This window comes from Paraburkholderia sp. HD33-4 (genome assembly GCF_021390635.1).
Taxonomy (GTDB): domain Bacteria; phylum Pseudomonadota; class Gammaproteobacteria; order Burkholderiales; family Burkholderiaceae; genus Paraburkholderia.
Map to the genome: position 1 here is coordinate 71,198 of NZ_JAJEJS010000003.1, position 14,432 is coordinate 85,629.

Annotated in this window: 13 protein-coding genes and 3 pseudogenes; 8 read left to right on the forward strand and 8 right to left on the reverse strand. The window is 60.0% G+C overall.

Translation table 11 applies throughout. The annotated features are described in order from the left end of the window. Positions 1–149: 149 nt before the first annotated feature. From L0U84_RS34945 to L0U84_RS34955, 3 genes and pseudogenes are all read left to right on the forward strand, one after another. A complete protein-coding gene (locus L0U84_RS34945; RefSeq protein WP_233857118.1) occupies positions 150–695 on the forward strand; it encodes a hypothetical protein in 546 nt (181 codons plus the stop codon). Between the two features lie 233 nt (positions 696–928). Then, a pseudogene (locus L0U84_RS34950) lies at positions 929–1,291 on the forward strand (formyltransferase family protein); the annotation flags it as partial. Positions 1,292–1,367: 76 nt separating this feature from the next. Next, a complete protein-coding gene (locus L0U84_RS34955; protein ID WP_233857120.1) occupies positions 1,368–1,994 on the forward strand; it encodes a dimethylsulfonioproprionate lyase family protein in 627 nt (208 codons plus the stop codon). A 335-nt stretch (positions 1,995–2,329) separates the two neighbouring features. On the opposite strand, the gene L0U84_RS34960 is transcribed toward L0U84_RS34955, so the two are convergent. Further along, a complete protein-coding gene (locus tag L0U84_RS34960; RefSeq protein ID WP_233857122.1) occupies positions 2,330–3,841 on the reverse strand; it encodes a CoA-acylating methylmalonate-semialdehyde dehydrogenase in 1,512 nt (503 codons plus the stop codon). A 120-nt stretch (positions 3,842–3,961) separates the two neighbouring features. Between L0U84_RS34960 and L0U84_RS34965 the strand changes: the two genes are divergently transcribed. Beyond that, positions 3,962–4,903 (forward strand): LysR family transcriptional regulator, encoded by a 942-nt coding sequence (locus tag L0U84_RS34965; protein WP_233857131.1) that lies wholly within the window; start codon positions 3,962–3,964, stop codon positions 4,901–4,903. 480 nt (positions 4,904–5,383) lie between these two features. Here the strand turns inward: L0U84_RS34965 and L0U84_RS34970 are convergent, their stop codons facing one another. Continuing rightward, entirely contained in the window at positions 5,384–5,881 is a 498-nt protein-coding gene (locus L0U84_RS34970; protein ID WP_233857133.1) for a nuclear transport factor 2 family protein, read from the reverse strand. Between the two features lie 35 nt (positions 5,882–5,916). After that, positions 5,917–6,243, reverse strand: a complete 327-nt coding sequence (locus tag L0U84_RS34975; RefSeq protein WP_233857135.1) for an oxidoreductase — start codon at positions 6,241–6,243, stop codon at positions 5,917–5,919. 128 nt (positions 6,244–6,371) lie between these two features. On the opposite strand from L0U84_RS34975, the gene istA reads away from it, so the two are divergent. Both istA and L0U84_RS34985 read left to right on the forward strand, forming a co-directional pair. Then, the gene (istA, locus tag L0U84_RS34980) at positions 6,372–7,850 is read left to right on the forward strand and encodes an IS21 family transposase (protein ID WP_267939715.1); all 1,479 of its coding nucleotides are present in this window, start codon (positions 6,372–6,374) and stop codon (positions 7,848–7,850) included. Further along, positions 7,843–8,163: pseudogene (locus L0U84_RS34985) on the forward strand (ATP-binding protein); the annotation flags it as partial. The gene istA and the pseudogene L0U84_RS34985, both read left to right, overlap by 8 nt. A 28-nt stretch (positions 8,164–8,191) precedes the next feature. On the opposite strand, the gene L0U84_RS34990 reads toward L0U84_RS34985, so the two are convergent. Continuing rightward, positions 8,192–10,249 carry a recombinase family protein gene (locus L0U84_RS34990; RefSeq protein ID WP_233845960.1) on the reverse strand — a complete coding sequence of 686 codons (2,058 nt, stop codon included), beginning with the start codon at positions 10,247–10,249 and terminating at the stop codon, positions 8,192–8,194. Beyond that, the gene (locus L0U84_RS34995) at positions 10,230–10,397 is read right to left on the reverse strand and encodes a hypothetical protein (RefSeq protein ID WP_011493047.1); all 168 of its coding nucleotides are present in this window, start codon (positions 10,395–10,397) and stop codon (positions 10,230–10,232) included. The genes L0U84_RS34990 and L0U84_RS34995 overlap by 20 nt, the downstream gene beginning before the upstream one ends. Before the next feature lie 294 nt (positions 10,398–10,691). On the opposite strand from L0U84_RS34995, the pseudogene L0U84_RS35000 reads away from it, so the two are divergent. Both L0U84_RS35000 and L0U84_RS35005 read left to right on the forward strand, forming a co-directional pair. Then, positions 10,692–11,186 (forward strand): annotated as a pseudogene (locus tag L0U84_RS35000) (ATP-binding protein); the annotation flags it as partial. Between the two features lie 292 nt (positions 11,187–11,478). Then, positions 11,479–11,877, forward strand: coding sequence for a VOC family protein (locus L0U84_RS35005; protein ID WP_233857137.1), 399 nt, complete (start codon positions 11,479–11,481; stop codon positions 11,875–11,877). 65 nt (positions 11,878–11,942) lie between these two features. Here the strand turns inward: L0U84_RS35005 and L0U84_RS35010 are convergent, their stop codons facing one another. The 3 genes from L0U84_RS35010 to L0U84_RS35020 form a co-directional block, all read right to left on the reverse strand. After that, a complete protein-coding gene (locus L0U84_RS35010) occupies positions 11,943–12,437 on the reverse strand; it encodes a DUF3237 domain-containing protein (RefSeq protein WP_233857139.1) in 495 nt (164 codons plus the stop codon). Positions 12,438–12,509: 72 nt separating this feature from the next. Further along, on the reverse strand, positions 12,510–13,259 hold the full coding sequence (locus L0U84_RS35015; RefSeq protein WP_233857141.1) for an SDR family NAD(P)-dependent oxidoreductase: 750 nt from the start codon (positions 13,257–13,259) through the stop codon (positions 12,510–12,512). A 180-nt stretch (positions 13,260–13,439) separates the two neighbouring features. Next, a complete protein-coding gene (locus L0U84_RS35020; RefSeq protein WP_233857142.1) occupies positions 13,440–14,324 on the reverse strand; it encodes a LysR family transcriptional regulator in 885 nt (294 codons plus the stop codon). Positions 14,325–14,432: the final 108 nt, after the last annotated feature.

The following is a 14,432-nucleotide window of genomic DNA, read 5'->3' on the forward strand; positions in this document are numbered from 1 at the left end:
CCCGAACTTTCGAACAGTTGCCCGGATTTGTACTTTGGATCCCGTAGACGCCGTCATCCTCGATGGGACAAACCGGACACCCCATCTAATCGGCGTCGTAATGTCGCCGAAAGGCGCCAGTCGTTCAACGTAACATCTCAGGAGATTTGATGGCTAGCCATATCAGTACGAGCAGCAACGGGGCGGGCAAGCGTTTTAACGCGACGCGCGATCGACGCGACATCAAGGTAACGATCAAAGCGGGCGTGGCCGGCGGTCTGACTGGTGCCCTCCTCATCTGGGTCTACGAGGCGCTCGTCTGGGTCGGAGCCCAACATCTGATGCCGCTTGGCGGCATTCCGCGCAACGCGACGGGGTTGGTATTCGGTAAGGACGTCCAGGATGCGCTCGGCATCTGGGCGTACTTCCTTGGTACAGCGATTCATTTCGTTTTCGCGCTGTCATGGGGCGTGCTGTTTGCGGTGATCTGGCCTTACTTTCGCCGGCGCGGCTTTGAAGCGACGTTTGTCGCGCTGTTCTATGCAATCTTTGCGTGGATTGTGATGCACGTGATGATCATGATCTCGTCCAGCAGCCACCCGAACTATTTCGACCCCAACGTGATCATCGGCGGGTTCATGTCGCATTTTGTCTTTACTGTTCCGCTCGCCCTGGTCGTCAAGCGCATGCTCGCACCGAAGACTAAAGGGGCTTGATCAACAGGAACAGGCTTGCCGAGAAGCGCCGCGATGTTTGAGGTTGCCCTGCGTGTCCCCTTTGCCTTGGCCAGTTTGCATTGCACGTACTCTTCGATCGGATTCGCCTCGACTGACGTCTGCGAACGTCGGTTACCCTTCTCCTTCAGGATTTCCTGCCGCAGTTTGAGATTGTGCGGCATCAGGCGCCAGGCGCCTTGCACATCGAGAACGCCCAGTTCGGTACTCGCAGCGACCTGTTGGTCCTTGCCCGCTACATGCAAGTGCTCTCGAACGATCTGTGCAGGGAGTTGTCCGGCAAGGCCATCAACATTCATCACTCGTTCCTGCCGGGTTTCAAGGGCGCCAAGCCATACCATCAGGCCTTTGAACGGGGCGTAAAACTGATCGGGGCCACAGCGCACTACGTTACCGGCGACTTGGACGAAGGCCCCATCATCGAACAGGTAGTGGAGCGGGTCGACCATACATTCCGTCCCGAACAGCTGGTTGCCGCAGGGCGTGATTCGGAAAAGCTGGCACTCGCACGAGCCGTCAGGTTTCATATCGAGAGTCGAGTCTTTCTGGACGGCAGCAAAACGGTCGTATTCAGGTGACGTGATTCGGTCGTCGTGACGATGACACGGCGTTGTCAATCCCACGTCCCAACTAGAGTTTCCACGCGAGAAGCGTTTGCCGGTCCTGGACCGGCTTTTTTTTCAACAGGGAGTCAACGTGACGAATCGGGTCGAAAGCGTCGCAGCCTTTGTCGCGATCGCACAGCGCCTGTTCCAGTCGGAGTTGTTACCACCCGGCGGACGAGAAGTTGCCGCTTTGGTGTTCGAACGATTGAGAATTCCGTCGGACGACGGCGTTCGACATAGCACCCGATATCCAGCGTGCGAGTGGCTTAATACTGCTCTCGCTCCTGTCATCGGCGAGAACACTGAGTTCGGCGCCGCCGCGCGTGCGATCAAGACGCTCGAACCGACACCCGGTTGGTCCCCCCGCACTACAGGTCAACATGGCAGTCCAGATTTCATCGACGGGCACGTACACGGGATGATCTGCGGACCTGGCGGCGCGGAGAGTCGTTATGACGTTCAGCCCGGTTTCTCCCTCATGGTGCCGAACACACGCTACCCGGATCATAGTCACCCGCCCGAGGAAGCACATGTTCTCTTCACCCGAGGCGAGTTTCGCCAGAAGGACGGGGAATGGTTTGACCCGGGATTGTCGGAGGAATACACAATGAGCCACACGGATTGCATGCAATGCGATCCGGTGACACGCCGTTTCTCGCCATCTGGAGTCTTTTGACCTGAATGCCCTACCGCATCCATGGCGGAGTTGACTGGTTGGTCTGCGCGGCGTTGCGCGAAAGGCGGTATTCCGGACAGAACACTGCAGCGAACAGGAAGCGAACCAGAAAAGATACGCACTGAGCGGCGCCTCAGAAACTGGAAACCAGATTCAATCTTCTGGGGCGCGGTTGATAATACATCGGCTGGGCCAGCGCATACGCAGATGCAGGTCGAGGACGGGCACCCGCGGGCCGGCAGACTGCCCGGGCAAGCTCACCGATCCGCCGCAGCCGCACACAAGGCGACAGCATTACCTGGCGGATCAGCTCGATTTTCACCTATAGCCCACGCTCACTTCGCGGTTGGCATCGCAAACTCGGCACCCTTTTCGGTGCTCTCTGGCCAGCGCTGCATGATCGACTTCTGTTTCGTGTAGAAGCGCACGCCCTCCTCGCCATATGCATGCATGTCGCCGAACAGGCTGCGCTTCCAGCCACCGAAACCGTGCCATGCCATCGGCACGGGGATCGGCACGTTGATGCCGACCATGCCCACTTCGATGCGACGTCCGAACTCACGCGCGATGTGGCCGTCACGGGTATAGCACGCGACGCCGTTGCCGAATTCGTGCTCATTGATGAGATCGACGGCTTCGCTGAAGTCCTTCACGCGCACGCAAGCGAGCACCGGGCCGAAGATTTCCTCCTTGTAGATGCGCATCTCCGGCGTGACGTGATCGAACAGCGTACCGCCCGTGAAAAAGCCGCCTTCATGACCCGGCACCGTGTAGCCGCGACCATCGACGACCAGCTTCGCACCTTCATCGACGCCCAACGCGATGTAGCCTTCGATGCGCTCCAGCGCCTGGCGCGTGACGATCGGGCCCATTTCCGCGTCCGATTCCATCCCGTTCTTGATCTTGAGCTGCTTCGCGCGCTCGGCCAGTCGCGGCACGATCTTGTCAGCGACATCGCCCACCAGCAGCGCGACCGAGATCGCCATACAACGCTCGCCCGCCGAGCCGTAGCCCGCGCCGATCAGTGCATCGACGGCCTGATCGATATCCGCATCCGGCATCACGACCATGTGATTCTTCGCCCCGCCAAGCGCCTGAACCCGCTTGCCGTGCTTCGCGCCGGTTTCGTAGATGTAGTTCGCGATCGGCGTCGAGCCGACGAAGCTGATCGCCTTCACTTGCGGATGCGTGAGCAGCGCGTCGACGACGACCTTGTCGCCCTGCACGACGTTGAAGATGCCATCGGGCAGGCCAGCCTGCTTCAGCAGGTCCGCCATGAACAGCGCCGCCGACGGATCGCGCTCGCTCGGCTTCAGGATGAACGCGTTACCCGCCGCGATCGCGACCGGGAACATCCAGCACGGCACCATGCACGGGAAGTTGAACGGCGTGATGCCCGCGACGACGCCGAGCGGCTGGCGCAACGTCCAGTTGTCCATGCCGGTCGACACCTGCTCGGTGTAATCGCCCTTCAGCAGTTGCGGAATTCCGCACGCGAATTCGATCACATCGATGCCACGCGCCACTTCGCCCTGTGCATCCGAAAACACCTTGCCGTGCTCGGCGGTGATGATCGCGGCCAGCTCGTCGCGGTGTTTGTTCATCAATTCGAGGAAGCGCAGCATGACGCGCGCGCGGCGGATCGGCGGCGTGTCGCGCCAGGCCGGAAACGCAGCCTTCGAGCTTGCCACGGCGGCATCGACATCAGCGACCTCACCGAGCAGCAGTTTGCGGGCCCGTGCTCCCGTTGCCGGATTGAACACGGCTTGACTCCGGGTTGAGGTTCCGTTGACCCTCTGACCCGCGATGAAATGGCCAACGTCGGTGCTGTCGGTAAAGGCTTGCATGTCGTCTCCTTCGAAATGATGGGTTGCCGCAATGGCAATGACTGAAGTGTATGGACGAGCGCACGCGCTGGAAAGACGCTAACATTGAATTCAATGTTTGCCATTGTGAACAATCACCGTATGGAACCGCGAAATATCGAAGAACTATGGGTGCATTTGCACTGGCTCACGACGCTTGCCGAACAGGGAACCTACACCGCGGCAGCCACGCGCCTTGGCGTCAGCAAAGCCGCGATGAGCCAGCGCATCGCCGAACTGGAGCGGGCAGCTGGAATCTCGCTTGTGCAACGCACCACTCGCAGCGTGCGGCTGACGGAAGCGGGTCAGCAGCTCGTGGACAGCACGCGCAGTCAGTATTCGCAGATCGCCGCGAGCTTCGCGCAGGTCCGCGAACTGTCTGGTGTCCCGCGGGGCCTCGTGCGCGTCACCGCTCCAGTCGCGTTTGCGCGCCAGCAGCTTGTCGCCAGGCTGCCGACGTTTCTGACGGCCAATCCGGAAGTACGTGTTCAGCTGGAAGTGTCCGACCGGCTCGCATCGCTTGCGACTGAAGGTTTCGATCTGGCGATCCGTCACACGGCTGAGCCGCCCGACACCCATGTTGCGTGGAAACTATGCGACACCGACTCGGTGATCGTCGCAACCAGAGGCTACCTGCGCAAGCGCGGCACGCCAGCGAACCCAGACGACCTCGCGTCGCACGCCTGCCTCTTTTACCCACGTTCGAGCGGAGAAACAATGTGGTCGTTCGAACGCAAGACGGGGCGAAAGAGAGAGGCGAAGCCCGTCATCCTGCCTGTGAACGGGCCGTTCTCAGCCAATAACAGCGAGACCTTGCGTGATGCCGCCCTCGAAGGTCTCGGCATCGCGCTGGTTCCTGACTTCACGGCGCAGGCCGCTGTGCAGGCGGGCAAGCTCGTTGTCGTACTGCCCGAGTGGCGCGTCACGGGCGCGTTCGCCGAAACGCTCTATATCCTGCGACCGTATGCGTCGCATGTTCCTCGGGCAGTCGGACTGTTTGTGAATTATCTTCGTGAGCAGTTTGCTGACGGGTTCCCACTGTAGGTCGTTTTTAACGGGTAAGACGGAATCCGCCGGTCGCACAGCCATCGACCGCGCTTCATCGCGCCTCTGAAACCACTAGGAAACCAACCCTAAAGCTACGTCTGAGCAATTATGAGCGCGGCTGGGACGATCACGATGACAATACGTGAGGTAACGATGCGGGCTGGCGCGGACAAAGCGATAGCAGGAAAGCGCGGGCGCCCGGGCAATTACCGACCGTTCGCCTGCAGGTCGTCCCAAGCCCTGAGACTTTACTCGCGAACGCTACACCGTCTTCCGCCCGACGCTGCGTGCGAGAGCATAGGCCTCCAACGGCCTAATTTGCCCCAGCGTGAGCTTCCCGGCTGAAACGACGTCTTCGAGCGGACCGAGCCGAGATACTGCCCAGGCGGCCTGATCCTTCATTTCATCGTGCTTTGCCGATTCCATCGATACCCTCGAGTCTGAATTGCAATATGGCGCTTTACGAGCGCCCTAAAGTCAGGGTACCGGTCGCGTTGGCAGTACCAGTCCGAGCCCCGGAAGACCTCCACCGCCATTGCGTGCGGGCCACACGATATCTAGTCGCGTCCGATTGATGTACCAACGGCCATCAATACGGCGATATTCGTCGGCGTAAGAGCCGAGGAGCAGCCATGGATCGCGTTCGGGCTTCTCGGCAGTCTCCAGGTCAAGGAGATAGCAACGTCCCTGCGCCGTGTCGGCATCGATAATCTCGACCCAGTGGTTGGTGACTGCGTGGAGGAAGGGGTAGGACCCGTGACCGGCGTGGTCATAAGCCTTGAAGGCTTCGGACAGGCCCGCACGGATCTCTTCGCGACCAACCCAGACGCCCCTGCCTGCATCGCAAACGCCGTCGGAGGCAAACAATTCGCCAAGTGCTTCCACGTGGTTGGTATCGAGATAGTGACTGTAACGAATGCGCAAGTTCCTGATCTCTTCCAAATCAAGAAGCTTACTGAGGCTAGCTTCGGTCATGTGCTTGCTCCTTTAGTCGAGGACGTCGTGTGCATTTACCGCGATGCGATTTCGGATTCGCTATAAGTTGGATAGTCCGTGTATCCGCGCGCACCGTGCGAACCGTAGTAGGTGGCGCGATCAGCCTTCGCCAGCGGCCAACCGCTGGCAAGCCTTTGCACCAGGTCGGGATTTGCAATGAATGGACTTCCAAAGCCGACTAGATCGAGCGTGCCGCGCTTCAGGGAAGCTTCTGCGCTATCGCCGTCAAAGCCACCGGCTGCAATCACCGTTCCTTTGTATACCTCACGAAATTCTTCGACGAAACTGCGCGAGGATTCAGCGCCAATCGTACGTTGATCACTGAGGTTGTTGATGTTCACGCAGAATTGACCCACTAAGGGGCGTAATTTTCATCGAATTTTGACCCACGTGATTGAATGTCCTGCTCAATCTTTGAGCAGGGGATACAGAGGTGATCACGGTGGGCATATTGGCCAAGATCAGGCGGATGTATTTCCGCGAGCAGGTCCCGCTGCGCGAGATTGCGAGGCGTACGGGCCTGTCCCGAAACACGGTGCGCAGCTGGCTGCGGCAGACCGATTCTGTCGAGCCGAAGTATCCAAAGCGCGTCAGTCCGAGCGTTGTTGACGAGTGGGCCGCACAGCTGACGGGCTGGCTGCGGGCGGACAGTCATCGCCCGAAGCGCGACCGGCGCACCGCGCGATTCATGTTCGAGGCGATCCGCGGCGAGGGTTACGCGGGCAGCTACGGCCGCGTCAGCGCGTTCGTGAGGCGCTGGCATGAGGAACAGGCCGAAGCGCCGCGCAGAAAGGCCTACGTGCCGCTCGCCTTCGAGCCCGGCGAAGCCTTCCAGTTCGACTGGAGCTGCGAATACGCCTTCATCGGCGGGCTGCGGCGGCGCCTCGAGGTTGCCCACGTCAAACTCAACGCCAGCCGCGCGTTCTGGCTCGTCGCCTATCCCACCCAGAGTCACGAGATGCTGTTCGACGCGCACGCCCGCGCATTCGCCGCATTCGGCGGTGTGCCCAGGCGCGGCATCTACGACAACATGAAGACCGCCGTGGACAAGGTTGGCCGCGGCAAGGAGCGCGCGGTCAACGCACGCTTCGAAGCGATGTGCAGCCACTATCTGTTCGAGCCAGAGTTCTGCAACCGGGCGGCAGGCTGGGAGAAAGGCATCGTCGAAAAGAATGTTCAGGACCGCCGACGGCAGATCTGGCACGAAGCGGCGCTACGGCGCTGGGAGACGCTGGAGATTCTGAACGAATGGGTCGCCGGCCAGTGTCGCGAAGCCTGGCACATGCGGCACCCGCAATGGCCCGAGCTGACAGTCGAGGACGTGTTGCAGGACGAGCGCACCCGGCTGATGCCCAACCCACGGCCGTTCGACGGCTACGTCGAGCAGACCCTGCGGGTTTCGTCGACCAGCCTGATCCACGTCCAGCGCAACCGCTACAGCGTGCCTACCGAGTACACGAACCAGCTGGTGAGCGTGCGCTGCTATCCGGCGTATCTCAGCGTCGTCGCCGACGCGCACGAGATCGCCCGCCACGAACGCAGCTTCGAGCGGCACATGACCTTTTACGACTGGCGACACTACATCACGCTGGTCGAGCGCAAACCCGGCGCACTGCGCAACGGTGCGCCCTTCATCACGATGCCGCAACCGCTGCAGCTATTGCAGCGGCACCTGCTCAAACACCCGGGCGGCGATCGCATCATGACGCAGGTGCTCGCCGCGGTGCGCGAACACGGACTCGATGCTGTGCTGCTCGCTGTGCAGGCTGCGCTGGATTCAGGGCGCCCCAGTGGGGAGCATGTCCTGAACGTGCTGAGCCGGCTGAAGGCGCCTGTCACGAGTGCCAGTCTCGCCACCACGAAACTCCAGCTCAAGGAAGAACCGGCGGCTGACGTGAATCGCTACGAGACGCTACGCGCCAACCCACCGGAGGATCGTCATGTCTAACGACATCATTGCCCAGCTCAAGGGCCTCAAACTGCACGGCATGGCGAGTACCTGGCCGGAGCTACTGGCACAGGCGCGTCACACTGACTTCGAGCCGGAGCGCTTCATGAAGCAGCTGTTGATGGCGGAAACCGCCGAACGGCAGGTCCGCTCGATCGCTTACCAGATGACCGCCGCACGCTTCCCGGCTCACCGCGACCTGAAAGGCTTCGACTTCGCACAGGCACAAGTTGATGAAGCGCTGATTCGTGAACTCAGCGAACTGTCGTTTCTCGCAAGCGCACACAACGTCGTGTTCATCGGCGGCCCCGGGCACGAGACATAATGCTCACCTCCCTATGTCATTGAAGATCAATGGATAATTGATTTGAGTTATCTGATTGCGGACGGTCCGCAGCTCGTCGCTCCAGATAATTGTCGACGTCCACCTGCTGGATGATCCATGGCGCACCCAGACAAGCCTGTGACGCCGGCAACCTCCCGACTCGAATCAGGCGGATGACGGTTGGCGCACTGATACCCAGCAGGGTGGCTACTTCTGTAACCGTCAGTTCGCGGCGCTCCTGCCGTTCGCCTTCGCGATATGCAGGGATTCGATGGTCCTTCCGCAGCGTGCAGATTCGCGCGGCGGTCCAGGTGTGGCCCTTCGCCGTCCGTTTGCCTAGTCGATTGATGACCGCCGCTACGCCTTGATCTGCCAACGTTCTCGCCAACGCGCGAACGATGTCTATCGTTGCGACATCGGTGGCCCAGCGATGCTCACCTGTGTGGTTCTTCTCGAACACGATCTCGGTGTGATCGCCTCCTTGCCAATGCACGAGTGCACGAATCGTGTCGTCCTGCTTTGTGGCAACGATCTCCTTGACGACCGTCCTAAGAATGCGTTTCTTGATCTCGACCGAACTGGCCGGGTGGTGCCATAGCCGGGGCAGGTCTTCACCGAGTCGCAGAAGTTCATCACGCGCGCCCGCACTCAGCGCCCTCGATGACTGTTCGCGCAGGAGGTCGAGTTCGGTCTGTATTTGCACCTGCGTCTTCAGCGTTTCATTCCACCGTCGCTCAAGTTCCGCCGCAACCAGCCGGTTCTCAGGATCAATCGCATCGTATTGCCGACGTGCTCGCGCAGCTTCATACCGCGCCTGTTCAAGTGCCAGCTCCTTGTGCCGCACGCGTTCGTCCTGCTCTGTTCGTGTACGTTCAATGGCCTCGAGTGATGCACGAATACCTAACGGTTGAAGTTGGCGCAAAACTTCTTCAGTAACGCGTTGATCAACACGAACCGCACCAAACGAAATGCAGCGAGGGCCACCATGATTGATCATGCTGCCCTGACAGTTGTACCGCGCGACGGTGCCTTTGGTGCCGGAATACGCAACGTGCAGCTTGCGCCCGCAGTGACCGCAACGAAGCAGTCCCGCCAGAAGCGAGCTCCCGCGCTTGACAGCGCCGCGGACCATGCTGCCCTTCATGTTCGCGTTATTGGTAATCAATTTGCGGTTCGCCTCGTACTCGTCCCAGCTAATGTAGCCCGCGTGGTGCTCGATGATCAAGGCCTGCCATTCCTCGCGCTGAAGGGGGTTGCCCGCAAACACTCGCTTGCGTCCGTTCACAATGCGAGCAATAGTCCGGGTCTTGCCAAACGCGTATGCGCCGCCATAAGTCGGATTCGTCAGGATGTGCAGAAGGGTGTTATAGACGGGAAGCTTCCATACAATGTGGCGACCGTCCGGGCCGTAGTTCACCGCGGGTAGCTCAATGCATTCCTGTCGAATCCATAGGAGGACCTGCCTGACGCTACCAAACTCGCGAAACTTCCGGAACGCCAGATCGAGCGCTTCCCGGACGCGGGTATCAGGATCCTTCTCGATACGATTTCCTTGTGCACGCACATAACCGATTGGCACCGACGTGAACAGTTCACCGCGTTTGGCTTTCTGATCAAGAGCCGCCTGTGAGCGTTGGCGAAACGTCGAAAGCTCCATCTCGGAAAGCGTGCCCTTCATGCCTAACAGGAGGCGATCGTTAGGCTGTCTCGGATCGTAAATTCCATCTTCGTCAATCAGCAGGCATCCTACAAGACGGCAGAATTCCAGAAGCGTGTGCCAGTCACGACCATTGCGCGCAAGACGCGAGGCTTCGATGCAGAATACGGCACCCACTTCGCCGCTGCACAGTGCCACCAATAGGCGCTCGAATCCGGGACGATGATTGCCAGAGCCGGAGCGACCCAGGTCGTCATCGATAACCGTCGCATCTGGCCAGCCAAGTCCGCGTGCGCGATCGGCAAGCCCGTATTGGCGCAACTGGCTCTCGCGATTGTGGTGGACCTGATCCAGCGTTGACTGACGGACGTACACGTATGCACGACGGGAAAGGTGTTCAGCGCCGATCTTGCTCATCACGCGCCTCCGCTTCGATGACGTCGATCAACGCGAACATCAGCAGCGCCAGTTGCGTCACCAGCTCGGCTTGCATCTCCTCTGATACTAACGCCTCCGGCACAGTTTCCTCGAACAGATCCTTCTGCCTCGTCATCTGGTTGCGCATCTTTGCCTCCCTCAGGTGTTACCGCCGCAAAGCACGATAACGCCGTGTCGACCAGGCGCAGAAGTTCGATCAGCACCGCATGAGGCAACTCCGGCTGGACGACGACAGACATGCGGGCAGCATCCTCGCCTGCCATCCACGGCGGAAGATGCGTCAGAGTGCCATCGGGCTGCCTGATAGTCAGATACGACTCGCCCCGGTAATTGTTCATCCCGATGACGGTTATCCGTTCACCGCAGCGAGGGTGAAACGGATAGCGGATGATCACATCATCGCAATGATGATGGGCAGTGTGTAGTGGGTTCGCCGGGCACTGGCAAGACGCACCTTGCCTCGGCAATCGGAATCGAGGCCGTACAGCGCCACGGCAAGCGTGTGCGTTACTTCTCAACTGTCGAGCTGACCAACGCCCTGGAGCAGGAGAAATCGGCGGGCAAACAAGGCCAGATCGCACACAAGCTGATGTACGTCGATCTGGTGATTCTCGATGAACTTGGCTATCTGCCGTTCAGCCAGACCGGTGGCGCATTGCTGTTCCACCTGCTGTCAAAGCTGTACGAGCATACGAGTGTCGCGATCACCACCAATCTCAGCTTCGGCGAGTGGGCAACGGTGTTCGGGGATGCAAAGATGACGACAGCGCTGCTGGACCGGGTTACGCATCATTGCCACATCGTCGAGACTGGCAACGAATCGTGGCGCTTCAGGACCAGTTCTGCCAAAGCGAAGGCAACGAGAAAAAGGGCAGCAAAACCGGCTGGAAACGAAGAGTTATCCACACCGGAATAGATGTACTACGCTGTCTCGAGGTGGGTCAAATTTAGATGAAAACGGTGGGTTAAGACTCCGTGAAAATCAACACCGCGCTGTACCGTGACATGCGCGGCGCTGAATGGGACCGAAGTGAAGTTCGTCGGGTGAGAATTCCAGACGCCCCCGCCAAGACAGGGTTTCCGGGCGATTCATTACATATTCATTAAACGAACCTTCCAGGTTGCCACTCGCGCGCTCGAGCGTGTCGAGCGCAACTCTGCCGTGGTACGGTCCAAAGACATCAACACTCGAACAGGAACACGTCAGGATGATTTCGCATGTTTTCGTTGGGGTTAATGACTTTGACCGTGCGTTGAATTTCTATTCGGTCGTCATGAACGAGTTAGGACATAAACTGAAGTTTTGCGAGCCAGATAAACCATGGGCAGGTTGGATGGCCGAGGGGATGCCGCGTCCGCTCTTCCTTATCGGCAAACCATATGATGGCAACGCAGCAGAACACGGACACGGTCAGATGGTGGCCTTGCTTGCGCCTGATCGTCGTTCGGTCGACAACGCGTACGCCCGCGCGCTGGCGAACTCAGGTTCTTGTGAAGGCCCTCCAGGCTTGCGAGCACACTACCATCCGAACTATTACGGGGCGTATTTCCGTGACCCGGAGGGAAACAAGATTTGCGTCTGTTGTCACGATCCCGTGACTGAGTAGTTTATTGCGCGCTCCGCCAAATGGCCGTGATCGAGGCAGACCGGCGTCCGTCTGTCGACGGCCACTCACAAAACCTCGAACACGCTATACACGGGTCCATTTTCGAAGCGGTGCCCCGTTCCCACGGCAATGATGCGATTGAGCCATTCATATCGTCCGGCCGGCGCTTCGAAAATCGGGGCGATGCGAAAGTAATAGCTCGATGGATCGATCACCTCTCCTCGTTCGAGCCGCTGTATCAGTTCGGCGGGACCGTGGCGAACACCGCGGTAGGACATCGCAATCGTCACGTCATCATCCGTCTTGAGCAGAAGACGCACATCGAGCGTCGTGCTGCCGTCGTCCCGTACGGCTTGCCAGTCACTGCCGCCATCGAGGACGGTTCCGGACAATCGATCACCCGCGAATGTCCCCGAAGGAACAATGCCGACCCGGCGAAACGGTCCCGGCGTTTGGCCGACCACCACGATCGGCTTGACGTCGAGCCTCATGACGAACAACGGTTGTGTCGCAATGCTTTTCAGCGGGAGAGGAAGGGTCTCGAAGACCAGATCGGACATGGGGCACCTCGTGGGTAACGATGTGACAGGTTTGAATGGTGTGGAGCTCGTTTGCCTGGTTGACGGCGCATTTCACGATGCCGTTTTCCCGCCGTTTATTTTCAGAATCTCACCGGTGATGAAGCTCGCCTTCGCCGACGCGATGAAGACGATCGCGTCGGCGATTTCTTCCGGCGTCCCCGCCCGTTTGAGCGGCACGCTCGCGAGAAACGCGGTTTTGCGTTCCTCGTTGCCGGTCAGCCTTGCGAGCATGGCGGTCTCGACCGGCCCCGGAGCGATGGCGTTGACGCGCACGCCCGAGGCGGCGCCTTCGATCGCGGCGGACTTGGTCAGTCCCTCGACTGCGTGCTTGCTTGCCGCATACAGCGAGACGTTGGGCGCGCCACGCGATCCCATCGTCGACGAGATATTGACGATGCTGCCGCTCCCCTGCGCCAGCATCACGCGCATCTCGTGTTTCATGCTGAGCATGGTGCCCAGCACATTGGTATCGAAGACGGCCACATAGCGCTCAGGCGTCAGTTCCGTGACGGGCGCGGGCTCGCCCTCGGTACCGGCCGAGTTGACCGCCACGTCGAGCCTGCCGAACCGTTCGACGGTGCGCTCGATGAGGTTACGAACCGAATCTTCGAAGCGGACGTCGGCCTGAACGAACTCAGCCTCCGATCCAAGCGCGCGCAGTTCGGAGGCCAATTGCCGGCCTTCTTCGACGCGCCGCCCGGACACGACGATATGCGCCCGCTCCTGGGCAAAGGCCAGCGCGGTAGCGCGGCCGATACCGGTCAGCGCGCCGGTGATCAGAACGACAGGATGCTCGGACATGTTTCTCTCCAGTGGACCTCATCGACGATGCAGCACGTACCGTCGCCTTGAAAGCTGATATGCGGCGGTGGCAGCGACAGGCCCCATACTAAGGCGCGCACCATTGAAGATAAACACGCAGCGGTTCCGAACATTCAGGACATCCTCGTCCGAAATCGCGTGGCGCATTGGAAGCCGGCGTCAGATCCGCAAGTTGCGGCTGATGTAGTCGATGAACACCCTTAGCTTGGGCGCGGCGTAACGGCTTGCGGGCCACAGGATCCAGAAGGTCACGGTCTGTTCGATATAGTCGTTGAGCACGATCCGCAAGGCGCCGCTCGACAGCGCATCGCGCACGATGAATGTCGGCAGGAACGCGAGACCCTTGTCCTGAAGCGCGAGGAAGGCCAGCACTTCGATGGTATTGGCCGAGAAGGTCTGAGGTAATTCCGGCTGAGCTTCGGATGCCCCAAGCCGGAATGGCCAGCGCTCCAGCTTGCCCGTGGCGGGAAATTTATGCAGCAGGCAGGCGTGAGCAGCGAGTTCGGACGGATGCGCGGGTGTGCCGTGCCGCTCGAGATAGCCGGGCGAGCCGACCAGTACCTGGCCGCACGAGCCCAGTCGACGTGACACCAGCCGCGAGTCGTGCTGCTCGCCCGTGCGAATGACGGCATCGAAGCCCTCTTCGATAATGTCCACCATGCGATCCGACAGATCGACGTCGACTTCGATGTCCGGGTACTGCGCCATAAAGCCGTCCAGCGCCGGCATGATGAGCCCCGACAATTGCGGCGTGCTGATCCGCAGGCGGCCGCGCGGGCTCCCGGCGGCACCGGAGAGTTCCGCTTCGGCGGCCTCGATTTCCCCGAGAATGCGACGGCATCGCTCGAGAAACAGCGCGCCTTCCGCCGTCAGCGTAATGCTGCGCGTGCTGCGATGAAAAAGCCGCACGCCGAGGCGCTCTTCCATCCGCGCGATGCTCTTGCCAACGGCCGACGACGACAGACCGAGTTGGCGTCCCGTCTCGGTGAAGCTGCGTGTATCGGCGACCTGCACGAAAAGAGAAATACCGCCAAAGCTATCCATCAGCATTTCTCCGCACGGTTGGTGGGCTGGCTCGCCGGACCCGCGGCGCAAGCACGATGTCGACACGACACTTTCAATTTAGGACATTTCTGTCCGATATATTCGGAA

Excerpts from the sequence above, each read along its gene's own strand:
- L0U84_RS34945 (WP_233857118.1), top strand. The coding sequence starts at position 150 with ATGGCTAGCCATATCAGTACGAGCAGCAACGGGGCGGGCAAGCGTTTT.
- L0U84_RS34960 (WP_233857122.1), bottom strand. The coding sequence starts at position 3,841 with ATGCAAGCCTTTACCGACAGCACCGACGTTGGCCATTTCATCGCGGGT.
- L0U84_RS34965 (WP_233857131.1), top strand. The coding sequence starts at position 3,962 with ATGGAACCGCGAAATATCGAAGAACTATGGGTGCATTTGCACTGGCTC.
- L0U84_RS34970 (WP_233857133.1), bottom strand. The coding sequence starts at position 5,881 with ATGACCGAAGCTAGCCTCAGTAAGCTTCTTGATTTGGAAGAGATCAGG.
- istA (WP_267939715.1), top strand. The coding sequence starts at position 6,372 with ATGTATTTCCGCGAGCAGGTCCCGCTGCGCGAGATTGCGAGGCGTACG.
- L0U84_RS34990 (WP_233845960.1), bottom strand. The coding sequence starts at position 10,249 with ATGAGCAAGATCGGCGCTGAACACCTTTCCCGTCGTGCATACGTGTAC.
- L0U84_RS34995 (WP_011493047.1), bottom strand. The coding sequence starts at position 10,397 with ATGCGCAACCAGATGACGAGGCAGAAGGATCTGTTCGAGGAAACTGTG.
- L0U84_RS35005 (WP_233857137.1), top strand. The coding sequence starts at position 11,479 with ATGATTTCGCATGTTTTCGTTGGGGTTAATGACTTTGACCGTGCGTTG.
- L0U84_RS35010 (WP_233857139.1), bottom strand. The coding sequence starts at position 12,437 with ATGTCCGATCTGGTCTTCGAGACCCTTCCTCTCCCGCTGAAAAGCATT.
- L0U84_RS35015 (WP_233857141.1), bottom strand. The coding sequence starts at position 13,259 with ATGTCCGAGCATCCTGTCGTTCTGATCACCGGCGCGCTGACCGGTATC.
- L0U84_RS35020 (WP_233857142.1), bottom strand. The coding sequence starts at position 14,324 with ATGGATAGCTTTGGCGGTATTTCTCTTTTCGTGCAGGTCGCCGATACA.